The organism is Niallia sp. FSL R7-0648 (assembly GCF_038007005.1).
Classification (GTDB): domain Bacteria; phylum Bacillota; class Bacilli; order Bacillales; family Cytobacillaceae; genus Niallia; species Niallia circulans.
Window position 1 is genome coordinate 747619 of the sequence record NZ_JBBOWE010000001.1, and the last position, 24274, is coordinate 771892.

Sequence of the window (24274 nt, forward strand, 5' to 3'; positions counted from 1 at the left end):
GAACAACAGGATATAAGGGTGTGGTAATTAAATGACTGATTTAAATTCCAGTAGTCGCATAGGGAAAATTATAGAATTAACTGCTAAAAAAATGTATTGTCCTTTAGATTATCTTGCGCAGCAAATGGGGATAAGTGCAAGAACTGTTCGGCTAGTAATTAAGCAATTTAATAAAGAATTAGAAGGAATAGCTGAATTGATTAATGAAAGAGGGAAAGGTTTTTTTTTGAAAATTCACAATCAGGAAAAGCTTAATAGGGTTATAGAGCAGTTTAATAATCTCTCTCAAATGGTTGATTCACCTCAAAGAAGAATCGCAACTGTTATCGATATGTTATTGAATGATGATGGAATAATAACTATGGATGAAATGGCCTTTGAGTTAAATTTAGGAAGAACAACATTAGTGAATGAATTAAAAAAAGCATCAGTGGCTCTCGAAACGTATAATCTTGCCATCAAAGGAAAACAGAACAAGGGGATGTATTTAAAAGGTAGAGAAATAGATTTGCGATTTTTTATATTGGATAATTTATTTCCATATCTTTTTACCGAAGATTCATTGGATAAAGATATTAAAGAAGCAATTATAGAAGTCGCCAATCATTATGACTTTGAGATAAGTACGAAAGATAGATTGCTTCATTCTATTATTATTATGCTTGATCGTTTTTTAAAAGGTCACCCCATAAAAGAAATGGATGATAACTACCATAAGATAGTAAATTCACCTGATTTCAATATAGCCTTAGAAATAAGCAAAGTTCTTGAAAGGAAATTATCTATAAGCCTACCTAGATGTGAGATTCTTTTTATTGCATTGCCAATCGTCGGGAGAAGGACACCAATTAATAGCCATTCCATTGAAGGTGTTATAGTAACAAAGGAAATCACGAATCTTTTGGATAATAGTATCACTAATTTAGGCTTTAATTTAAATAAGGTAAAAGAAAGTGGAGATTTTTATAAGGATTTACAATATCATCTTACTTTTATGATAAATCGATTAATGTTTAATATCCAATTGAAAAATCCTTTATTAGATGATATCAAAGGAAAGTACCCCTTGGCATATCAAATGTCAGAAATAGTTGGAGAAAGTATTTTCAAAGAATATGGAATGAAAGTTTCAGCAGAAGAACTTGGATATATCGCATTATATTTTGGTGTTTTCATTGAGAATAACAAGGACAATCTTAAGAAATTAGAACAGGTAGTAGTTGTATGTGGAACTGGTAGAGGGACAGCAAAAATTGTAGCAATGCAGCTGAAAAAAATACTCGACCCCCATACTAAAATAGATATCTTTTCTGAAAATGAATTAAGTAAGAATACATTAGATAAGTATGATATTGTCTTTTCGACAGTTAATATACCCTATGCCATTCAAACGCCGTTAGTTATCATTAGTGAAATCTTTGATGAGAAAAAGGTTCTGCAACAAATCGAACATATTAGTTACTTAGATAAATTTAAAATTAAAGAAAATAGTAGTACAAGTTTCCATTCTGTTATTAAACTACTGCTAAATAAACAAAAATTCTTTATTTTAGATAAATCGTTAAGTTACTCAGAAAATCTAAATTGGATGGTTGATCAGCTAACTTTAAATGGTTATGTGGATGATGGCTTCAAACAGCGCTTGCAAATAAGAGAAGAAAAAGGGTCGATGATATTTGATAAATATATTGCACTTCCACATACCCTCAATTATCAGTCAGACAAAATAGAGCTGGCGGTAGGGATTTTTCCAGAAACAGTCTGGCAGGATAATCATGCGTTAAAGTTAGTATTTTTGTTAGCCTTACCAGAACATACAGAATATGATGCTGGTTTATTAGTGAAAATTTATGATGAAATTATTAATATATCTTCTAATACAAAATTGGTGAATAAATTGATTCAAGTTAAAAAATATGAAGATTTATGTCTTTATCTCGAGGATGGAATAGAGAAGGATATTTAGGATGTGAATGAATGGAACTAATTATAATTATGCTTTTAATAGCAGGAGCATTTGTTATTCAAATGGGATTGGGATTTTTACAGATTAAACATTTTACTAAAGGCTATACGGAACTTAGAAGAATGGGAAAAGTAGCGATTGGGAAGAAACCTGGCCGGATTAAAGCAGGCACCATTGTTTTGTTTGCAATCAATAATAATGGCAGAATCCTTGCCGCAAAAAAATTGCAAGGAGTCACCGTAATGGCGAAATTTCGAGATTTGCCAGGTTTTCTTGATAAGAATATTAGAAATTTAAAAGATGAAGATTTAAAGCATTGCAATAAATTACTAAGAGATGCAATTTTAGATGCCTCAAATAATTACAAGATAATTATGAATGGTGGAGTCGTGCCAGAAAAAGATAGTTTCTTTAAAAGAATGATGATACGAGCAGAAAATGCCGTTTCATTTAAAAAATAAGAAGAGGTGTAATTCATGGATTATATCATAAAGTTTGCTGAAGGATTTAGAAATTTATTTGATACAGGAGCAGAGACGTTCATTTCCTGGATGACAGGTATAGTTCCAGTAGTGTTATTACTACTGGTAGCGATGAATACTATCATTCAATTAATAGGTGAAAATCGTATTAATCGTTTAGCGTCGGCTTCTTCCAAAAATCCCTTATTAAGATATTTAGTTTTACCATTATTAGGGACATTTATGTTAGGTAATCCAATGGGGTTATCGTTAGGAAGATTTTTACCAGAGAAATATAAACCTAGTTATTATGCATCTGCATCTTATTTCTGTCACACAAGTAATGGGCTATTTCCTCATATTAACCCAGGAGAGCTATTTATTTTCCTAGGAATTGCCGCAGGAATAGAACAATTAGGCTTTAGCACGGCTGATTTAGCGGTTAGGTACTTCCTAGTGGGATTAGTTATGAATTTCTTCGCAGGTTGGATTACGGATTTTACAACGAAAATGGTAGAAAAACAGCAAGGAATAAAATTAAATTCCGAAGTGAAATTAAATCATTAAGATGGAGGATTCCGATATGGCATATTATCGAACGATAAAAATAAAAAAAGGAAATGGTGGATTTGGTGGTCCGCTGATAGTTACTCCAACGGAGCAAAGAAATAAAATTGTGTATATTACTGGTGGAGGAGCAAAACCAGATATAGTTGATAAAATTGTGGAATTAACTGGAGCGGAGCCGGTAAATGGATTTAAAACATCTGTACCTGATGAGCAAATTGCCATTGCAATTATAGATTGTGGTGGGACATTAAGATGTGGGATTTATCCACAAAAAAGAATACCAACGATTAATATAATGCCTACAGGAAAAAGCGGCCCTTTAGCAAAATTTATCACAGAAGACATTTATGTGTCTGCGGTAGGATTAAATCAAATTGAACTTATGGAAAACGAAGCTGTCTTGGAGAATGCGAGTTCAGTAGATAAAGAAGATAATATACCTAAGAAAGAGTATAAATATAGTACAGACAAAAAAATCTCTCAAACTTTGGCTGAAAATCATAAACAAGGACTTCTAACAAAAATAGGGCTTGGAGCAGGGAAAGTAATCAGTACTTTTTATCAAGCTGGTCGTGAAGCAGTTCAAACATTAATTAATACAATTATTCCATTTATGGCATTTGTATCATTATTAATTGGTATCATTCAAGGTTCCGGAATTGGAAACGTATTCGCTAATTTAATGTCTCCATTAGCAGGAAACATTATTGGTCTCTTATTAATTGGTTTAATATGTCTTTACCATTTCTATCACCGTTATTGGGACCTGGGGCGGTAATTGCCCAAATTATCGGAACTTTAATAGGTGTTGAAATTGGTAAGGGTAATATCCCACCAAACTTAGCGTTACCTGCAGTTTTTGCTATAAATACACAATGTGCAGCAGATTTTATTCCTGTCGGGTTAGGTCTAGCAGAGGCAGAAGCGGAAACAGTGGAAGTAGGGGTACCGTCCGTATTATATTCAAGATTTTTAATAGGGGTACCACGAGTATTCGTTGCTTGGTTAGCAAGCTTTGGATTATATAGTAATTAAGAAAGAGGATAATAAAACAACTAATGGAGGCGAATGGCATATCAATATGCCGGTTAAGATGAAAACAATTTACGAAAACACAATTAATAGTATAGGGCCATTAGCCACAAGCTTTCTAGAAGAAAAGATGATCATTCTCTTTGGAGAAGGAGCACCTAAAGAATTAGCAGAATTTTGCTACGGAATTGAAGTGGTTGGTGTCAAGGATAAGATAAAAACAGGTCAAAAAGTAATGATAAATAATGAATCATATGAAATAACATCTGTTGGTGAGATTGTAGAACAAAATTTAACATCTATGGGACATATTACATTACGCTTTAATGGGGCTACAACTCCTGAACTTCCTGGTACTCTTTATATAGATGATAAAGACATGCCAGTTTTAGAAATTGGTACGAAAATACGAATTGTTTCCGAGTAAAAAGATTCGATAGGAGATTTCCAATTAGAAATTATAATCATTGCAATGAGTTAAGTAAAAATAAGGTGCAAGTAGATAATGAATTGGGAATCTTCTATTTTTAATTTTTTGCCAAATTTTTTTAAAAAGAAAAGAGGAGAATCTTTCCGTGAGACTATATATTGATTCAGCAAATCTTGAGCAAATTGAAAGAATAAATGAATATTATCCTATTTCTGGTGTGACTACTAATCCTTCTATTCTCGTAAAGGAAAAAAAGCCCTATATTCAAGTTCTTCAAGATATTCGGAAAATTCTAGGAGAAGATAAAGAGCTTTTTATTCAAGTTATTGCAGATAATGCAAGTGAAATAGTAAAGGAAGCTGAGTATTTCCAAACAAGGATTTCAGGGAAGATAATTATAAAAATTCCTGTTACGGAAGAAGGAATAAAAGCAATAAAAGCGTTAACTGCAAAAAAAATACCAACGTTAGCCACAACCATATATACTCCATTTCAAGCGTTAATCGCGGCAAAAGCAGGAGCAAAGTATGTTGCTCCTTATGTTAATCGGATTGATGATTTATTAGGAGATGGCATTCGTGTAGTGAGTGAAATAGTTACTATGTTTACCACACATAAAATTAGTACCGAAGTATTAGCGGCAAGTTTTAAAAACGTACAACAGGTCTATGAAGCATGTTTAACTGGAGCTCATACCATAACTGTAGCTCCTGAAATAATTGAAAAATTAATTGATTTTCCAGCAACTACTAGAGATGTTAGAGTCTTTCAGAGTCAGTGGGAGGATACGTTTGGAAAGGCTGGGAATCCCCTTCTTAAGTAAATAAATGGAGCGAAACAAATATGGAAACGAACAAAATTGTATTTTTTGATTTAGATGGAACACTTCTGACTAGTAAGCTTACTGTGTCAGATAGTTCCATTGCGGCAATAAAAAAATTAAAGGAAAACGGTGTTGAGCCTATTATAGCTACAGGTAGAACATTAATGGAAATAGGATATATATTAGAAGCTACAGGTATTAATTCAGTAGTTGCTATGAATGGACAGTATGTAGTGTATAAAGGAACAACGATTTATGAAAATCCATTAGAAGTAGGTGTAGTAAAAGAACTTCATCTGGATGCAATGAAAAATAGGCATGAAATGGCGTTCTATAATGCGGAAAAGATTTGCGTTACAAATGAGGGGTCTACTTTAATTAGGAAGAATTATGAAAGAGTAGGTGGGAAATATCCTCCTATAAATGAAGGCTTGTACAATCAAGAACCCATTCATTTAATGTTAATTTTTTGTGAACCAGATGAAGAAGTCTATTATCAGGAGAAGTTCCCACATTTTCAGTTTATAAGAAATTCACCTTATGGATGTGATATCTACCCCAAAGGAAAGTCAAAGGCAACAGGCATAAAGTATTTGTTAACTCATTTAAATTGTTCTGTTGAGAATACGTATGCATTTGGAGACGGATTAAATGATTTAGAAATGTTTGAACTCGTTAAATATCCAGTTGCAATGGGAAACGCATTTGATATTGTAAAAAAATCAGCCAGCTATGTTACAACTAGTAACGACGAGGATGGTATTGTAAATGGATTACACTTATGTGGAATCATTTGATCCGTTAGTAAAAATTAAAAATCATAAAAGAGGATGGATTAACAAGTAATGATATTTTGCAAAGTTAATCCATCCATTTTTTTATAAATGGGGTAATTTTCTTAAAAATAGGTTTTAAGTCATTTGCTGATGTCATTAACAAATCAACGTTTTTTATCAGAAGTTCCAAGTCAATTTGATTTAAAAAATTTGCAACCGCATCAATATTTACATTTTCATCTTTTTCTTCTACTTGCTGTGTTTTTCCGCCACTTCTTCCAAGAATCCAATCATCCCCTTTCTCTCTTCTGCTGTAGGATGGTTGTTTGTCGTTATGCTGGAAATGTTCAACCTGCTGCTTTTTTCTAACAGATTGACGGTTTGTACCAAACATAAACATGGAAAAGTGATCAATTGCTGTCTCTTCCTCTTCTATTTTTTCATTATCTTTTTCATCATAGAATTCCTCTTTAAGATCCTCCACACTATTTCCTCCTATTTCACGATTATGGAATGATGCTCTTAATATGCTATGATAAATATCAAGGAATGCTTAGACCAATGTAATAGAAAGTAAAATATGTTGCAAAAGGGTAGAGGAATTTGATAAAATTAGTACCAAGTCATAATAATTGATAATAATATAATACTGTATGAATAATGTTTTCTTTGGAATAACAGTGAGAATAAACGAAGAAAACGGTATAAGCTTCTTTGTCTGTGAATTACCAAAGGCACCGATTTAAACTCAACAGACTGGCATCATTTAAGCAATCATTCTAATAGGATTTAATGAAAAGACTGTTTATACTAATTAACAGTCATAAACGAAACATATACCGGATAACCGGTGACTATAAAGGAGCTGAAAGCTTTGGGAACAGGAATAATTGGTATTGGCCGTGAACTTCCAGAGAAAATTTTAACAAACTTTGATTTAGAAAAAATGGTTGATACGAATGATGAATGGATTAGAACAAGAACTGGGATAGAAGAACGAAGAATTGCAGACGACAATACAGATACATCTGATATTGCATTAGCTGCAGCAAAGAAAGCAATTGATGATGCAGGTATTCACCCAGAAGATATTGATATGATTATGGTGGCAACTGTTACGCCAGATCAATCATTCCCTTCTGTTGCCTGTATGATTCAAGAAAAACTAGGAGCTAAAAAAGCAGCAGCGATGGATTTAAGTGCTGCATGTGCAGGTTTTATGTATGGGATGATAACTGCCCAACAATTTATTGATACAGGTGTTTATAAATATATACTTGTTGTTGGGGTAGAAAAGCTTTCTAAAATTACGAACTGGGAAGATCGCAATACTGCTGTTCTCTTTGGTGATGGTGCAGGAGCTGCTGTATTAGGGAAGGTTTCTGAAGGAAGAGGCATTCTTTCTTTTGAGCTAGGGGCAGATGGTTCAGGTGGAAAACATCTTTATTTAGATGAGGAAGACTATATTTACATGAATGGTAGAGAAGTTTTTAAATTTGCTGTTCGCCAAATGGGAGAAAGCAGTGAGAATGTTTTGGTGAAAGCTGGATTATCTAAAGAAGACGTAGACTTTCTTATTCCCCACCAAGCTAATATTCGCATAATGGAAGCATCCAGACAAAGATTAAACTTACCAGAAGAAAAACTATCGAAAACGGTTCATAAATATGGAAATACAAGTGCAGCATCTATTCCGATTTCATTGGTGGAGGAACTAGAAGCTGGTAAAATCAAAGATGATGATGTACTTGTAATGGTTGGTTTTGGTGGAGGTTTGACATGGGGCGCGATTGCAATGCGCTGGGGCAGATAATAAATTTCTTCCTATATAAATAGAATATACTTTTTAAGTTGATGATAATTACAAAAAAGGAGAAAAAGTCATGAGTACAAATAAAAGAGTAGTTGTTACTGGTATTGGTGCTGTAACACCGCTTGGTAATGATGCAATAACTACCTGGAAAAATATTGTTGCGGGAGTTTCTGGAATTGGCCCATTAACTAGAATAAATGCAGATGAATATCCAGCTAAAGTTGCAGCAGAAGTGAAGGACTTTAATCCAGAGGATTTTATGGATAAAAAAGATGCTAGAAAAATGGATCGCTTTACACAATATGCAGTCGCAGCTTCCTTGATGGCTGTAAAGGATGCTGAATTGCAAATCACTGATGAAAACGCACCGCGTGTTGGGGTTTGGATTGGGTCAGGTATTGGCGGAATGGAGACATTCGAAAATCAATATGAAACTTTCCAAAAAAGAGGATATAAACGAGTAAGTCCTTTCTTCGTACCAATGTTAATTCCAGATATGGCATCAGGACAGGTATCTATTACATTAGGAGCAAGAGGCGTGAATTCTTGTACAGTTACTGCTTGTGCAACGGGAACAAACTCAATCGGAGATGCCTTTAAAGTAATTCAGCGTGGCGATGCAGATGCGATGATTACTGGTGGAGCTGAAGCGCCGATTACTAAAATGTCAGTAGCAGGCTTCTGTGCAAATACGGCCTTATCCTTTAACCCAGATCCGAAAACAGCAAGCCGACCATTTGATGCAAATCGTGATGGCTTTGTTATTGGAGAAGGAGCAGGAATTGTTGTTCTAGAAGAATTAGAGCATGCATTAGCAAGAGGAGCTAAAATCTATGCAGAAATAGTTGGATATGGTTCAACTGGAGATGCTTATCATATTACTTCCCCTGCACCAGGAGGCGAAGGTGGAGCAAGAGCAATGAAAATGGCAATCAATGATGCAGGACTTACTCCAGAAGATGTTTCATATATTAATGCCCATGGTACAAGTACTGCTTATAATGATAAGTTTGAAACAATGGCTGTCAAAGAAGTATTTGGAGACTATGCTTATAAAGTACCAATGAGTTCAACCAAATCAATGACAGGTCACTTACTAGGTGCAGCAGGGGGAATAGAAGCTATTTTTAGCGTATTAGCCATAAAAGATAGCATCGTGCCACCAACGATTAATTTTGAAACAGCAGATCCAGATTGTGATCTAGACTATGTTATCAACACACATAGAAAACAAGAAGTAAATGTAGCAATGAGTAATTCCCTAGGATTCGGGGGTCATAACGCTACAATTGTGTTTAAAAAATATCAATAATTAATGGTTTTTGTTTGAAAGAGCATTTAATAAAAAACTGCTAAGCTTCATTTATAAATCGAGGCTTAGCAGTTTTTTTATTACAAAAATAAAACATCGACTCTTTATTTATAATAATTTTAAATTAATATTGACTATTATTATAAAGTGTATATAATTAAAACTATAATTCTATTATTTAACATAGAAAATTCGGAGTGAATCAGTTTAGAAAGAAAACGCTTTCTTTAGAAGGTGAACTAGCATATTACGTAGAAAGGAAGAATTCTATGCTTAGTATAGAAAGAGCTAAAAACCTCTTAAAAGAAAAAAATATACGTTTAACACCACAACGGCTAGAATTAATTAACATACTTTCTAAAGACAACAAGCACTGGACAGTAGATGAAATTTACCATGTCCTAAATGAGAATATGCCTTCGGTAAGTATTACAACTGTTTATAATAATGTCCATCTATTTACGGAATTACAGTTATTAAAAGAGATACAATTCGGAGAAGGATTAAGTAAATATGAATGGAAGAAAGAGGATCATTATCATATTGTCTGTAGCAATTGTGGAGAAATAGTGGATATTTGGTATCCTACTTTAAGGGAGGTAGAGGCATTTGCGAAATCCATATCTAAGTTCCATATCAGTTCCCACAGCCTCCAATTTTATGGAACCTGTGAGCAGTGTTCAAATGCGTGAACGAAAAAAAGAGAATATTTGTTTAGAATGTAAACAACCAATAAAAAAATTGAAGCATTCCATCCGATGTGGATGTGGAAGTAGAATATTGAAAGATTTACAGAAATAAAAGCTAGATATATAAATTTATTTCGATTACAGAGAAAAGGGATAGACAAGAAGAACTGGGAGTGGAGTTCTTTATTGTCTATCCCTTTTTGTATAGGTAGTTTTGAAAAGACTGGCTGCTATCAAGGTTAAATAGTATCATACACTGCCAGCTATGGAACCTCTAATTTTGAAATCCATATACTGTTTAAATGAATAGGAAAAAATGAGTGAAGAGGGGAAATAGCGGTGGGGGTAATCAAAACAAATAAATGGTTAGAAGATAATTTTTATGAACCAACTACAATATGTGCACATTTTCAATCAGCATTTGATGGAGATAAGCCTCAAAATATATATCGATATTTAATGAGATTTGGAATGTATAAGCCATCAAGACATTCGAGACAAGCATTTGAGAAGATGAAGGAACAAGATACGTGGAATAAATTAGAGCGGATTTTTTCAAAGTATAAAAAAAAATGGAAGGGACCAGATATACCCATATATGTATTTCCCTTTCAGTCTTCATGGAGAGGAGAAGAAAATAAATCGGGTGTATCATTTCCTGATCAGCTTTTCTTATTTATTGGTGATGTAGAAAATGAAAAAGAGCTAGAAGCCCTTTTTATTCATGAATATCATCATGTATGCCGAATTCATTACCAAAAAAAAGCTATAGAAGATTATACTTTATTAGATTCCATCATAATGGAAGGGTTAGCAGAGCTTGCGGTGAAAGAAAACTGCGGAGAAGCCTATAATGCCACTTGGTGTCACTTATATGATGAAGAAGAAATAAAGCAATTTTGGGAGACGGAGCTTAAGGAATATTTACATGTAAAAAAAACAGAAGAGAAACATGATGATTTATTGTACGGTTATAGACGCTATCCACGCCTTATTGGCTATAATACAGGTTTTTATCTTGTTAATTCATTACATTCCAAGCACAAAATCTTAGAAAAGGATCATTTCACAATTAAAAGTGAAGTTTTTTTGTAAAATCACACTACTATTTGAATGGCGAGTTTAGCAAAATGGCTCGCTATTTTTATGGAAACACGAAAGGGAATCTCCTCTTAACAAAAAGAAAAAGACATGTTAACGAAAGTTTGTACATATTATGTTAATAGGTTATAAAAAATGGCATGGATGAATCCGAAACTAACCTAGTAAAAAAAGAATCGTTCCATTTAAGGATGAACTTTGGCAATATATTTAAAGAGAAAAATGATATTCCGCTATTTATATGTCTATTACTAGAAAACTGGAATGCAAAGAGAAAATCATATGAAAAAAATAATCCTTTGAAAATAGGAATAAATTTACTAAGCTCTGACAATACTTATGGACAAACAGTTGTTGAAGTGAGGGATAAAATATGCAGTATCTTCATGATGTTTGGGTAAATTGGTTTGAAGGGGAAGAAAACGGATATAATGTATGTCACTTTCATGAATGGAGAAAAGATGATGGTGTTGAATTATTGGACCAAGTGCCACTTTTGAAAGTAGATTCATGCTTATATAATTACATAGAAAATGACTTGGCAGAAATACCGCGACAATTATTAGAAGAGATTTATCAGAAGGCATATCTACGAAAGAATCATGAACGAATTCAATTGGATTATTGTTTTGTTGTTTCTGATGGGATTGGTCTGTTAGTAGTAGATACAATCGGATACTCTGTTCCAATTCGAAAAAGCCGAATGATACCTAGACAAGAACAATTGGCTTATGAATTGCTTGAAAATCAAGAAACGATTTATTATAACTTTCAAAACACCGAAGAGAAAAAAGAGTTCCATATTCTATCACCTGATCCTCATGTGATGAATGGATTAACGAGAAAAGAAAGACAATTAAAGCAATTATTGTTTATGGCATTAGATCAATTACATTCTTCTGAAAATGTAGCAGAAGTTCGTTATTGGTACACAGAATGGAGCCCAGAACGCTATTTTGAGATTCAGCATTTAGATTTTGAACATGCGTGGAATGAACTATATGAGTGTACAAAATACGGATGGTCTAAAAAGCATGAACAGTTTTGTGAGAATATTATAAAAGGTCAGCCTTTTTTTGAAAAACTCTGGGAAATGGAGCATGGCCCGAAAGTAAATTAATAGTAACCAATTAAATAAAATTAATAGGATAAAAAAGCCAGAGTCTTAAGTATCCTAGCACTAAGTTAAACCCAAACAATTTGAGGAGATACCAAGTATATTTCCTGTGATTGTTTGGGTTTTATTCCCTTTTTAGAAGGGGGATCGTTAGGAGGACACTCAACTCCTGCGGGAAGTAGAGCAAAGCCTAAGACCCCACAGGCTTAGGTTGCTCCCCGGCGCATAGAGTGTCTGTAGCGTAATGGAACGAATTGGTTTCCCTACTAATTTAGAGATTGTTCGTCATTATCCATTAATTATTTTGTTATGTCCTACTCTCTTCTGCGAATTTTTATCAGGATAAAGTAACAGAAAGGGTTGCTCTGTTATAAAGATAAATTCACCTCGATATTAATTTTTCTCACACCTCTCATAACCCCGTGTAAACTGTAATTCCTCATCTGAAATCTTCACCCTGCTTGATTTGAAGCATAAAAAAACGATGGAGTTAGCCATCGTTTTGATAAGGGAGGAGCTTAACGTCGTTTCCGTCCTAATCCCATTGCATTTTCCATTTTTTTAATCATTTTCCCTGCCACTTTATTTGCTTTTGCCGCACCTTCGTCTAAAATGTCATCTAATTCCGTTGAATTCATTAGCTCATTGTATTTTTCCTGAATTGGTTTTAATGCATCCACTACAACGTTGGCTAAGTCAGACTTGAAATCTCCATATCCTTTTCCTTCGTACTTCTCTTCAAGGCTTTGGATACTTTCCCCTGAAAGAATAGAATAAATAGATAAAAGGTTGGAAACCCCTGGTTTATTCTCTCTATCGAATTTAACGATACCTTCAGAGTCTGTTACCGCACTTTTAATCTTCTTCGTAATCTGTGCTGGCTCGTCCAATAAAGTGATGGTTGCCTTATTATTTGTATCAGATTTACTCATTTTCTTTGTAGGATCCTGTAAGGACATAATGCGAGCTCCTACTTTTGGAATGCGTACTTCAGGAATTGTAAGAATATCATTATATTTTTTATTAAAACGCTCGGCTAGATCACGAGTTAATTCTAGATGTTGTTTTTGATCTTCTCCAACTGGAACAATATCTGTACTATATAGAAGGATGTCTGCAGCCATTAATGGTGGATAGGTTAATAATGCAGCAGAAACAGCATCTTTACCAGTTGATTTGTCTTTGAATTGTGTCATTCTTTCTAATTCGCCAATATAAGAAATACACTGCATCAACCAAGCTCCTTGGGCATGGGCTGGTACTTCTGATTGAATAAATAAAGTCGCTTTCTTAGGGTCGATTCCTACAGCTAAGTACAGAGCTGCTAAGCTGCGAATATTGTTTCGAAGTACCATGCGATCTTGAGGCACTGTAATGGCATGTTGATCCACAATACAGAAGAAACAATTGTATTCATCTTGCAGCTCCACGAATTGACTTAATGCACCTATATAATTCCCTAATGTAATGGTGCCGCTTGGTTGAATCCCAGAAAAGATAGTTTTCATCAAATACTTCCTCCAATATGTATTCTAGACCCCTGATTAGTTTATGGATGTTTCTAATCAAGCGGTTTATTCTATTTAATAGTTTATTTTAGAGCCATGTTTATCTGCAAGAGAAACAGTTTTCTTCAAGCAAATACGTTAGTACTGTTAAAAATAGAATCTAGAAACTTAATTATCAATATCATTATTATAACCATTTTAGCATGATTAGTTGATATGCAAAGGCTGTTTTCTTAAAGTTTGACAAATTTTAAGAAAAAAGAATGGATGCAAGGAATAATTTTGAATTCTGATAAATTTATATTAATATAATTATTCTGTAGATTTATATATTTCAGATTTGTTTTTATTCTACAAAATTCTACAAAATTCTTGCGTGTTGAATAATCCAACTATATAATTGTCATTGCGAATGGATTAGATAGTAATATTTCAGACTATTTAAAAACATGTAAGAATACATAAATAATTTGTAATGAATGAAAAAATTATTCCTATATAATATTTTGTGCGTTTTACCGTGCTGCTATTTTAATTGGAAACTGTCATTTGTTCTAATTGACTGACTATTTAGGAAATGACTGCTTGTGTATTCTGAGGTTTAGAGTGGGAAAGCTATTTTCGAAGTTCCATTTGAGGAAATTATTAAGGGGGTAATTACATGAGAAAAAGAATGCTTGTACTAATGAGCTTAGTGCTTACACTCAGTGCTTTTCTTGCTGCATGTGGTAATAACAAAGGTGGTAGTGATAAATCATCACAAAATCTTCGTTTAAATATTGTTTCAGAACCACCAACATTACATCCAGCATTAGCTACAGATTCAACATCTGGTGGAGTGTTAATTCAAACTTTTGAAGGGTTAACTCGAATTGATAAAGATGGAGTTCCGCAGCCAGCTATGGCAGAAAAAGTCGATATATCAGATGATCAGTTAACTTACACGTTCAAAATCCGCGAAGATGCAAAATGGACAAACGGTGATCCAGTAACAGCAGCAGACTTTGAATATGCCTGGAAATGGGCAATTGATCCTCAAAACCAATCACAGTATGCTTATCAACTATATGCCATTAAAGGTGCTGAAGCAGCAAATAATGGTAAAGGTAGTCTTGATGATGTTGCTATTAAAACAGTAAATGAAAAAACGTTAGAAGTAACCTTGGTAAACCCAACGCCATATTTCTTACAATTGCTAGCTTTCTATACTTATTTCCCAGTTAATAAAAACGTTGCAGAAGCAAATCCAGATTGGTATAAAAATGCTGGAGATGATTATGTAACGAATGGTCCTTTCAAAATGACGGAATGGAATCATAGTGAGTCTATCCTTTTAGAAAAGAACGAAGACTATTGGGATGCAGACAAGGTTAAATTAGAAACAGTAGAAATGACAATGGTAGAAGATCCAACAACAGAATTAAGCATGTTTGATAACGATGAATTAGATTGGGCTGGCTTACCTTTTGGTGCATTACCTACTGATTCTATTAAAGCTTTAAAAGATAAAGGTGACCTAAATATCAAAGCGATAGCAGGTACTTATTGGTATAAATTTAATACAAAAGAAAAGCCATTTAACAATGAAAATATTCGTAAAGCTTTAACATATGCGATAGATCGTAAAGCAATTGTTGAGCAAATTACACAAGGTGGACAAATTCCAGCAACGGCAGTTGTTCCTCCAACCATGTTTTCAGAAAACGAAAAAGGTTATTTTAAAGATAATGATATCAAAGCAGCAAAAGCAGCTCTGGAAAAAGGTTTAAAAGAGGAAGGCTATGCTAGTGTAAAAGACTTACCAAAAATCACATTATCATATAATACCGGTGAAGCACATGCTAAGATTGCACAAGCGGTTCAAGATATGTGGAAGAAAAATCTTGGAATTAATGTTGAGCTAGATAATGAAGAATGGCAAGTTTATCTAGAGAAAATTGATTCTGGTGACTACCAGGTTGGACGTATGTCATGGTCTGGTGACTATAATGATGCATTTAATTTCCTAGAATTATACCGTGATGCAAACGGAGGAAATAATGATACTGGGTGGGAAAATCCTGAATACAAAAAACTTCTTGATGCTTCACAAAAAGAAACAGATGAGGCAAAACGCAAACAATTATTACAAGATGCAGAAACTATTTTAATGAACGAACTTCCAATTGCACCTGTTTATTTCTATACAAATACATGGGTACAAAAAGATAATCTAAAAGATGTAGTCATTTCAGGTTTAGGGGAAGCACAGTTAAAATGGGCACATTTTGAATAATACAATAGTTGGCTTTGTTCATTCATCATACTATAGGAAATTCGAACTTTAATTTTTTATGAAAGTACAAAGCTAAAGAGAAAAAAGAGGCTGCCTTATTTAACGAGTGATACTTTCTAAGTAAGCTCGTTTCCTAGGGCATCCTCTTCCTTGCTAATTGGCATTGGTTTAGAAAAAATGGAGGTAAAACCATGATAAAGTACTTAACAAAACGTTTGCTGTTTATGGCGCTATCCTTATGGTTAATCATAACAGCTACGTTTTTCTTCATGAGGATGGCACCAGGTAACCCATTTACATCGGAAAAGAAAATGCCGCCTGCAATCGAAGCAAATTTAAACGCCCATTATGGACTTGATCAGCCTTGGTATGTCCAATATGGAGAGTATTTGCTAAGAGTTGTTCAATGGGATTTTGGTCCATCTTTTAAATATAAGAGCCAAACGGTGAATCAATTAATCAATGAAGGATTCCCGGTATCATTAGTCTTGGGCGTAGAAGCAATTTTTATCGCTTTAGCCATTGGTGTTACATTAGGGGTAATTGCTGCTTTAAGACATAATAAATGGCAAGATTATCTGGCGATGATTGTCGCAGTATTAGGAATATCAGTACCTTCGTTTATTATGGCAGCTTTTCTGCAATATATTTTTGCGATGAAGCTGGGGATATTCCCTGTAGCAAGATGGGGAACATTTATGCAAAGTGTCCTGCCTGCAATCGCATTAGCAGCTGGACCAACAGCATTTATTGCTCGTTTAACTAGATCTTCAATGTTAGAAGTGTTAAGCAATGATTATATTAAAACGGCAAAAGCAAAAGGAATAAGCGGCTTTAATATTACTGTAAAGCACGCCATCCGCAATGCGATTCTTCCCGTTGTTTCATACATGGGGCCCTTATCGGCGGGAATTGTTACAGGTAGTTTTGTTATTGAGAAAATCTTCGGTATTCCAGGTCTCGGATCACAGTTTGTCAAAAGTATAAATAACCGTGATTATACAGCGATTATGGGAGTAACTGTTTTCTATAGTATTATCCTGTTAGTATCTGTTCTTCTTGTCGACTTATTGTACGGATTAATAGATCCTCGAATTAAACTATCGGGCGGGAAGAAAGGAGCGTAAAGATGCAAGAAATTTCGAAAGATAAATTTGAAATAGTTGGCAATAGCAGCATAGAGTCAGAGAAAATATCCAAAGCAAGTTTGTCGTTTTGGAAAGATGTTTTTACTCGTTTTAAGAAAAATAAGCTTGCGGTTTTTGGACTTGTTCTTTTAATTCTTTTAATTGTTATGTCTTTAATAGGGCCGTTATTAACTCCGTACAATTATTATGAGAATGATTATACAAAAACGAATCAGCCTCCAAGTGCTGAACATTATTTTGGCACAGATGACCTTGGCCGAGATATGTTTGCTCGAATTTGGTATGGTGCGAAAATATCGTTATTTATTGGGGTAGCGGCAGCCTTGATTGATTTAGTTATCGGCGTAATCTGGGGAGGGATTGCAGGTTATAAAGGTGGAAAAACCGATGAAGTAATGATGCGTATAGCGGATGTATTATATGGTATTCCTTACCTTTTACTAGTAATTCTTTTAATGGTTGTTCTTGGCCAGGGAATATGGACGATGATTCTGGCAATGAGTATAACTGGTTGGATTAATATGGCGAGAATGGTCCGTGGACAAGTATTATCCTTAAAGAGCCAAGAATATATTCTTGCTTCCAGAACGTTAGGAGCAAGTGTATCAAGAATTATGAGCAAACATTTAGTCCCAAATGCAATGGGGCCAATTCTTGTGACATTAACTTTAACTGTACCTAATGCTATTTTTACAGAGGCATTTTTAAGCTATCTTGGTTTAGGATTAACTCCTCCATTAGCCAGCTGGGGAACGATGGCCAATGATGGAATCGGAGCACTGCAATATTATCCATGGCGATTATTTTTCCCTGCACTGTTTATATGTTTAACAATATTTGCCTTTAATGTTATTGGCGATGGAATCCGAGATGCTCTTGATCCAAGACTACGTAAGTAAGGAGTGAGATACATGGAAAAATTATTAGAAGTAAAGGATTTACAAGTCTCATTCCATACGTATGGAGGAGAAGTGCAGGCAGTTCGTGGAGTATCCTTTGATTTATACAAAGGGGAAACATTAGCTATTGTTGGTGAATCCGGATCAGGTAAAAGTGTTACGTCCCAAACATTAATGAAATTAATCCCGATGCCTCCTGGCCATATTAAAGGAGGACAAATTTTATTTAATGGAGAAGATATTGTTCAAAAAACGGATAAAGAGATGGAAAGTATCCGTGGGAAGGAAATGAGTATGATCTTCCAAGATCCTATGACATCTTTGAATCCGACTATGCGTATTGGTACATAAATCATGGAAGTACTGATAAAACATCAGCAAATGAACAAGGAAAAGGCAAAAAAGAAAGCTGTTGAATTGTTAAGCTTAGTTGGAATTCCTAAACCAGAGAAAAGGGTGGAACAATATCCGCATGAATTTTCTGGTGGGATGAGACAACGTGCGATGATTGCCATTGCTTTAGCTGCTAACCCACATCTATTAATTGCAGATGAACCAACAACAGCTTTAGATGTTACGATTCAAGCGCAAATTTTAGATTTAATGAAAGATTTGCAAGAGAAAATGAATACGAGTATTATCTTCATTACCCATGATTTAGGGGTAGTCGCAAATGTGGCTGATCGTGTTGCTGTAATGTATGCTGGTCAAATTGTTGAAATGGGAACAGTTGATGAAATATTCTACGATCCAAGACATCCTTATACATGGGGGCTTCTTGCATCTATGCCAAGTTTAGACAATGATAATGAAGATGAGCTTGCTGCTATTCCGGGAACACCTCCAGATTTAACGAATCCTCCTATAGGAGATGCATTTGCTGCGAGAAATCCATACGCATTAGCAATTGATTTTGAACAAGAGCCGCCAGTGTATCAAGTGTCTGAAACACATTTTGTGAAATCATGGTTACTGCATCCGAATGCGCCAGCAGTAGAACCACCAGCTTCAGTTAAAGAAAGAATAAGAACGTTACCCTCTAACTTTGAAACACCAGTATTAGTAAAGGGGGATAAATAAATTGAAAGAAAAGTTATTAGAAATAAAAAATCTGAAGCAATATTTCAATGTTGATACTCCTAATGTTGTCAAAGCAGTAGATGATATTACCTTTGATATTTTCAAAGGAGAGACATTAGGTTTGGTAGGCGAATCTGGTTGTGGAAAATCGACAACTGGCAGAACGATTATCCGCCTCTATGATGCAACAGGCGGTCAAGTTTTATTTAATGGAGAAGATGTTCATGGAAGAAAATCAAGGGCAGAATTAAAGAGATTTAATCGTAAAATGCAAATGATATTCCAAGATCCATATGCTTCTTTAAATCCTCGAATGACCGTTGCTGATATAATTGCAGAAGGCATTGATATTCACGGTTTAGCGAAAAACAAAAAAGAGAGAATGGAAAAAGTATATGAGCTGCTTCATACAGTTGGTTTAAATAAAGAGCATGCCAATCGTTATCCGCATGAGTTCTCAGGCGGACAAAGACAAAGAATTGGAATTGCACGTGCATTAGCTGTAGATCCAGACTTTATCATTGCAGATGAACCAATCTCTGCATTAGATGTTTCCATTCAAGCACAGGTTGTAAACTTGATGAAGAGGCTTCAAAAGGAAAAGGGGCTTACCTATCTATTTATTGCCCATGATTTATCCATGGTGAAATATATTAGTGATCGTATTGGTGTGATGTATTTCGGAAAATTAGTGGAAATAGCGCCTGCAGATGAATTATACAATAATCCGATTCATCCATATACACAGTCGTTATTATCAGCGATTCCTCTGCCAGATCCAGAAACAGAGCGAACAAGAAAAAGAACGGTTTATGATCCAGCAGTTCATCAATATCAAGAGGGTGAAGAGCTTAAAATGAGAGAAATTAAACCAGGACATTTTGTTTATTGCTCTGAAAGTGAATATAAAAAATATAAAGCACAATGAGAATAAGTAAATTCCAAGCCGACAATCCTTGATTGTCGGCTTTTTAGAATGGATACCTACGTACAGTTGGAAATTGCTAGATTATGCTTGTTTGTGTTTGTTACAATAAAAGGGATACATCATGGATAGAGTCTCAATAGATAATAGATACTGTATGTAGATGGGAGTTTTCACGATGAGAAAGAAAATATTATCCATTGGATTAAGCATATATTTGTTGATTCCCAATATTGCATTTGCAAAAGGGGAAAAGATAATTCCTAAACATCCAACTAAACAAGTGAAAATTATGGTAAAGCATTTACCAGCTTCTTTACCTAGAATGAAGACTCATTTCGATTTTACATACCCGGATGCTGTGAGGGGGATTTATGTAAACAGTCATTCCATTGAAGGAAACAAATGGAGTCAATTAATGGAATTAGTGAAAACAACAGATTTGAATGCTATGGTTATTGATTATAAAGAAGATCATGGTAATTTGACTTTTATGCCGGAAGCGGATTCACCTTATAGAGAAATTGGCAGCCAATCGATAAAAAATATGACAAAGCTTTTAGAGGAGCTTGAAAAGGAGAAAATTTATCCGATTGCGCGAATTGTTGTCTTTAAAGATTCTGTATTGGCTAAGGAAAAGCCCGAATGGTCTTTTGTCCAAGGAGAGAAGGTTTGGACGAATGGGAGAGGGGAAGCGTTTGTTAACCCGTTTGAAAAAAAGGTCTGGGATTATAACATTAATATTGCTATCGAGGCAGCAAAAATGGGGTTTCAAGAGATACAGTTTGATTATGTGCGTTTTCCAGAAGGATTTGAAAATAAAGGAGATATACTAAACTATACGAAAGGAGATTATCGTAAATTAGATAAGAGTGAAGGGGAGAAACGAGTAGAAGCAGTTACGGACTTTGTTCAATATGCAAAAGAAAAATTAGAGCCATATAATGTGAAGGTTTCTGTTGATATATTTGGATATACAGCAACCTTAGAAGAAGCTCCTGGAATTGGCCAGAATTTTTCAAAAATAAGCAAACATGTCGATGTTATTTCTTCTATGATTTATCCAAGTCACTGGACAAATTATTTTGGGATTGAAAAGCCAGATTTATTCCCCTATGAACTTGTAAGGGAGTATATTAAAGTAGAAAAGCAAAAATTAAATCAATTAGAGAATCCACCTATTTCAAGACCATGGCTACAGGATTTTACAGCTGCCTGGCTGGGCAAAGATAATTATCAAGTATATGGAAAAGAAGAGGTTCAAAAACAAATTGAAGCTTTGAATGATCAAGGAGTTAATGAGTTTTTATTATGGAATGCTGGGAATAATTATACAAAGAATGTCGATTATACACCGAAAAATAAAGAGAATAAAGGAGATTAAATTAGATGCATTGGTATGATAAGTTAAATCAATATTTCCCTGTGGAAGAAATGAAATCACAAGAACATATGGAAGCATTACTCAAGGACTTTCCAGAATATTATCATAAGGATGAAGGAAAGTATCATGTGTTAATGTATGTGGAAGCAGAGGATTTTGTTTTTGTCGATTATTTATTTGTCTCTGACAAAGCAAGAGGACAGGGGCTTGGTCATCAATTAGTGGAAAAGCTGAAAGAAAAGGGAAAACCTATTATTTTGGAAGTGGAACCGATAAATTATAAAGATAGTGATACTCAAAAAAGACTGAAATTTTATCAGCGTGAAGGGTTTAAGCATGCAACTTCTATTGGTTATAAACGTTTATCGTTAGCAACTAGGGAAGTGAATGCAATGGAAATTCTCTACTGGGCTCCTAATAATGAAGGAGAAGAGGTTGTTTATCAAGCATTGGTAAGAACGTATAATAAAATTCATACCTATAAAGATTTCCAATTTTACGGAGAATCGTATGAACCAGTCGATGAAGTAGTTCAATTAAATATGGAACAAAAACGAAAAAATTTATTCGATGAAATTTGATTAAAGTGTAATAAAACAGCTACCCTCAAGGTGACCGCCCTCCTACAAAATGAGCGGTCACCTTGTAACGAAGATAACTGCTGACGATAAGCTGCCATATATTTAACAAAGAGTTTTATTAAAATCTTTTTATATTTTCATTAAAATCTGCTTAATTGAGAATATATAGGGGTTTAATAGAAAGAAATAATGGGTATATAATCAGAAAATATATATTTAGAACAAATATTTTAACAGATGAGATAATTTTTTGAAACTTTTTTGGTTTTCAAACGTCTATAATGATAAGTAACAAAATAACTGAAGGATTCGTACTTTCATAACGAGTTTTTCTTACATAAAGGAGGAGAATCACAGCAATTACCTTAATTAGTAGCAGCTTATATACAGAAATTAATGATACTTGTGGATAAATTTTTTAAAACATATACCATAAAGCAAACAATTAGTGTATAATAATTAATATAAATTACTTGATTGAATTAATTATAATTTAAGAATTATCAAGAAGATAACTCAAGTTATTTATAATCATAATGAATGTAGTTAATTACATGTCTAAATAAAGGGAGCGTGAATTTGTAAAATGGTAACATTATACACTTCACCAAGTTGTACATCCTGCAGAAAAGCAAAAGCATGGTTAGAGGAACATGAAATTGCTTATAAAGAAAGAAATATATTTTCTGAACCGCTTTCTATTGAGGAAATTAAAGAAATTCTTCGTATGACGGAAGATGGAACAGATGAAATTATTTCAACAAGAAGTAAAACTTTTCAAAAGTTAAATGTGAATTTAGAAACAATGCCATTACAAGATTTGTTTGGTATTATTCAAAATAATCCAGGTCTATTAAGACGTCCTATAATCATTGACGAAAAAAGACTACAAGTAGGATACAATGAAGATGAAATTCGCAGATTCTTACCAAGAAAAGTTCGTACTTTCCAGTTAAGAGAAGCACAAAGATTAGTTAACTAATTAGGAACAAAGTATAAAAAATCTGACATAAGGCGGCACTAAATGAAAATTTAGTACCGTTCAGTCAGGTTTTTCTTTTTTATATAGTAATTAAGAAAAAACAGAGGCATTCCTATTGCTTAAGGTAGAAACCAATCTAACTTGATTAGATAGTCTGGTTAAAGTGTTAGTAATTGCCTGGACTTTTTAGTTTGAAATAATTTCTATGAGGTAATACTACTAAATATAACGGTACAGGAATATGGTATTAAAAGAACTAATTGCTGAGTTTAAATAAGGCTTCATTTATTTAGATAATTGAAAATTGTGAATGCCTTTGAATAGGCATTTAATGGTTTTTTCCATTCCCAAGATATTTTAATTCCATTTATACTGCTTTTGTCATAAAATATAAAGTACAAGGTACAATACAAGGAAAAATAAAAATTTTATTTCAGAATATTTACTTGTAAGAAATAAAACAATCTGTATGGGGGTCTCTTGTCCCTTCCATCATAGTCTGAAGGGAGTGTTAGCGTATGGAAATTGAAAGAATTAATGATCATACAGTAAAGTTTTATATTTCGTATATTGATATAGAAGAACGTGGATTTAAGCGTGAGGAGATTTGGTATAATCGGGAACGCAGTGAAGAATTGTTTTGGGAAATGATGGATGAAGTACATCAAGAGGAAGACTTCATATTTGATGGACCATTATGGATTCAAGTTCAAGCTCTAGAAAAAGGGTTGGAAATCTTGGTTACAAAAGCACAGCTTTCGAAAGACGGACAGAAATTTGAAATTTCTATTCCAGAGGATAAGCTAAAGGATTTACCAATTGATGAACGTTTTGAAGATTTAATGGATCAGCACTTTACGATTAAAGAGGGAGAAGAAGAGTTCGATGAAAGTCTCGAGTTCCTCTTAACGTTTAATGACTTTGAGGATATTATTTCTTTATCCAAGATGCAAGGGCTGGAAGGAATCGATACAAAACTTTATAACTACAATGGAAAATATTACTTATTTGTCCAATTTCTTGATGAAGAAATTGCAGAAGAGGAAGTAGAAAATGCATTAAGTATTTTACTTGAATATGCTCAAGAAGATTCTAAAATGACCATTCATGTTCTCCAAGAATATGGTAAAGTTATTATTGAGAATGAAGTCTTTATGGAATTAAGAAAGTACTTTCACTAAATTATTAGCAGTTCTAATCATATACAAAAAAATTAAAGAAGCTCTACAATGTTTGGCCGTGTCCATTCATTGTAGAGTTTCTTTGCATATTATGAGAAAAATAATCCTTCAGAATTAATAGAAACCTCTTTAAGAAAGGGCAAATTTTTAATATAAATAGAATAGTTTCTCCCCTAATAAATTGATCATGGAGCATCTGTGGAGTAATTTATGGTAATTAT

The 24274-nt window shown here is 33.9% G+C and carries 21 protein-coding genes and 2 pseudogenes; 21 read left to right on the forward strand and 2 right to left on the reverse strand.

From position 1 onward, the window contains the following. Window positions 1–31: 31 nt before the first annotated feature. From NSQ89_RS03625 to NSQ89_RS03655, 7 genes and pseudogenes are all read left to right on the forward strand, one after another. Window positions 32–1966, forward strand: coding sequence for a BglG family transcription antiterminator (locus NSQ89_RS03625; RefSeq protein WP_141231636.1), 1935 nt, complete (start codon window positions 32–34; stop codon window positions 1964–1966). An 11-nt stretch (window positions 1967–1977) separates the two neighbouring features. Then, the gene (locus NSQ89_RS03630; RefSeq protein WP_095320257.1) at window positions 1978–2427 is read left to right on the forward strand and encodes a transcriptional regulator GutM; all 450 of its coding nucleotides are present in this window, start codon (window positions 1978–1980) and stop codon (window positions 2425–2427) included. A 15-nt stretch (window positions 2428–2442) separates the two neighbouring features. After that, window positions 2443–2994, forward strand: a complete 552-nt coding sequence (gene srlA, locus NSQ89_RS03635; RefSeq protein WP_047942468.1) for a PTS glucitol/sorbitol transporter subunit IIC — start codon at window positions 2443–2445, stop codon at window positions 2992–2994. A gap of 16 nt (window positions 2995–3010) precedes the next feature. Further along, window positions 3011–4032, forward strand: a pseudogene (gene srlE, locus NSQ89_RS03640) (PTS glucitol/sorbitol transporter subunit IIB). Continuing rightward, window positions 4013–4456 carry a PTS glucitol/sorbitol transporter subunit IIA gene (locus tag NSQ89_RS03645; RefSeq protein ID WP_341132258.1) on the forward strand — a complete coding sequence of 148 codons (444 nt, stop codon included), beginning with the start codon at window positions 4013–4015 and terminating at the stop codon, window positions 4454–4456. Before srlE ends, NSQ89_RS03645 begins: the two are co-directional and overlap by 20 nt. A 148-nt stretch (window positions 4457–4604) precedes the next feature. Continuing rightward, window positions 4605–5282, forward strand: a complete 678-nt coding sequence (locus NSQ89_RS03650; protein ID WP_341132259.1) for a transaldolase family protein — start codon at window positions 4605–4607, stop codon at window positions 5280–5282. 20 nt (window positions 5283–5302) lie between these two features. Beyond that, on the forward strand, window positions 5303–6079 hold the full coding sequence (locus NSQ89_RS03655) for a Cof-type HAD-IIB family hydrolase (protein WP_341132260.1): 777 nt from the start codon (window positions 5303–5305) through the stop codon (window positions 6077–6079). A 64-nt stretch (window positions 6080–6143) separates the two neighbouring features. On the opposite strand, the gene NSQ89_RS03660 is transcribed toward NSQ89_RS03655, so the two are convergent. After that, window positions 6144–6542: a hypothetical protein gene (locus NSQ89_RS03660; protein WP_053215681.1), complete on the reverse strand. Its 399-nt coding sequence runs from the start codon at window positions 6540–6542 to the stop codon at window positions 6144–6146. A 390-nt stretch (window positions 6543–6932) separates the two neighbouring features. Here NSQ89_RS03660 and NSQ89_RS03665 point away from each other — a divergent pair, with 390 nt between their 5' ends. The 5 genes from NSQ89_RS03665 (at window position 6933) to NSQ89_RS03685 (ending at window position 12093) form a co-directional block, all read left to right on the forward strand. After that, the gene (locus NSQ89_RS03665; protein WP_047942464.1) at window positions 6933–7871 is read left to right on the forward strand and encodes a beta-ketoacyl-ACP synthase III; all 939 of its coding nucleotides are present in this window, start codon (window positions 6933–6935) and stop codon (window positions 7869–7871) included. Between the two features lie 70 nt (window positions 7872–7941). Then, window positions 7942–9183: a beta-ketoacyl-ACP synthase II gene (fabF, locus tag NSQ89_RS03670; protein ID WP_047942462.1), complete on the forward strand. Its 1242-nt coding sequence runs from the start codon at window positions 7942–7944 to the stop codon at window positions 9181–9183. A gap of 269 nt (window positions 9184–9452) precedes the next feature. Then, on the forward strand, window positions 9453–9875 hold the full coding sequence (locus tag NSQ89_RS03675; RefSeq protein ID WP_047942461.1) for a Fur family transcriptional regulator: 423 nt from the start codon (window positions 9453–9455) through the stop codon (window positions 9873–9875). A 336-nt stretch (window positions 9876–10211) separates the two neighbouring features. Further along, window positions 10212–10967, forward strand: a complete 756-nt coding sequence (locus tag NSQ89_RS03680; RefSeq protein ID WP_144581027.1) for a DUF2268 domain-containing putative Zn-dependent protease — start codon at window positions 10212–10214, stop codon at window positions 10965–10967. A 379-nt stretch (window positions 10968–11346) separates the two neighbouring features. Further along, complete coding sequence (locus NSQ89_RS03685; RefSeq protein ID WP_047942457.1) at window positions 11347–12093, forward strand: YjbA family protein; 747 nt, start codon at window positions 11347–11349, stop codon at window positions 12091–12093. Between the two features lie 515 nt (window positions 12094–12608). Here NSQ89_RS03685 and trpS read toward each other — a convergent pair. Then, window positions 12609–13598 (reverse strand): tryptophan--tRNA ligase, encoded by a 990-nt coding sequence (gene trpS / locus NSQ89_RS03690; RefSeq protein WP_341132261.1) that lies wholly within the window; start codon window positions 13596–13598, stop codon window positions 12609–12611. 661 nt (window positions 13599–14259) lie between these two features. On the opposite strand from trpS, the gene NSQ89_RS03695 reads away from it, so the two are divergent. The 9 genes and pseudogenes from NSQ89_RS03695 to mecA all read left to right on the forward strand — a co-directional run bounded on the left by NSQ89_RS03695 (window position 14260) and on the right by mecA (window position 24053). Next, window positions 14260–15873 (forward strand): peptide ABC transporter substrate-binding protein, encoded by a 1614-nt coding sequence (locus tag NSQ89_RS03695; RefSeq protein ID WP_095321657.1) that lies wholly within the window; start codon window positions 14260–14262, stop codon window positions 15871–15873. Between the two features lie 191 nt (window positions 15874–16064). After that, window positions 16065–17000: an ABC transporter permease gene (locus NSQ89_RS03700; RefSeq protein WP_047942453.1), complete on the forward strand. Its 936-nt coding sequence runs from the start codon at window positions 16065–16067 to the stop codon at window positions 16998–17000. Between the two features lie 2 nt (window positions 17001–17002). Then, on the forward strand, window positions 17003–17920 hold the full coding sequence (locus NSQ89_RS03705; protein WP_047942451.1) for an ABC transporter permease: 918 nt from the start codon (window positions 17003–17005) through the stop codon (window positions 17918–17920). Window positions 17921–17932: 12 nt separating this feature from the next. After that, a pseudogene (locus tag NSQ89_RS03710) lies at window positions 17933–19000 on the forward strand (ABC transporter ATP-binding protein). 1 nt (window position 19001) lies between these two features. Further along, window positions 19002–19928, forward strand: a complete 927-nt coding sequence (locus NSQ89_RS03715) for an ABC transporter ATP-binding protein (protein WP_047942448.1) — start codon at window positions 19002–19004, stop codon at window positions 19926–19928. 175 nt (window positions 19929–20103) lie between these two features. After that, window positions 20104–21309: a putative glycoside hydrolase gene (locus NSQ89_RS03720; RefSeq protein WP_341132262.1), complete on the forward strand. Its 1206-nt coding sequence runs from the start codon at window positions 20104–20106 to the stop codon at window positions 21307–21309. Window positions 21310–21314: 5 nt separating this feature from the next. Continuing rightward, entirely contained in the window at window positions 21315–21890 is a 576-nt protein-coding gene (locus NSQ89_RS03725; protein WP_061797445.1) for a GNAT family N-acetyltransferase, read from the forward strand. A 586-nt stretch (window positions 21891–22476) separates the two neighbouring features. Continuing rightward, window positions 22477–22872, forward strand: a complete 396-nt coding sequence (gene spxA, locus NSQ89_RS03730) for a transcriptional regulator SpxA (protein WP_016204317.1) — start codon at window positions 22477–22479, stop codon at window positions 22870–22872. Window positions 22873–23390: 518 nt separating this feature from the next. Then, window positions 23391–24053 carry an adaptor protein MecA gene (mecA, locus tag NSQ89_RS03735; protein ID WP_047942445.1) on the forward strand — a complete coding sequence of 221 codons (663 nt, stop codon included), beginning with the start codon at window positions 23391–23393 and terminating at the stop codon, window positions 24051–24053. The last annotated feature ends 221 nt before the right edge of the window (window positions 24054–24274 follow it).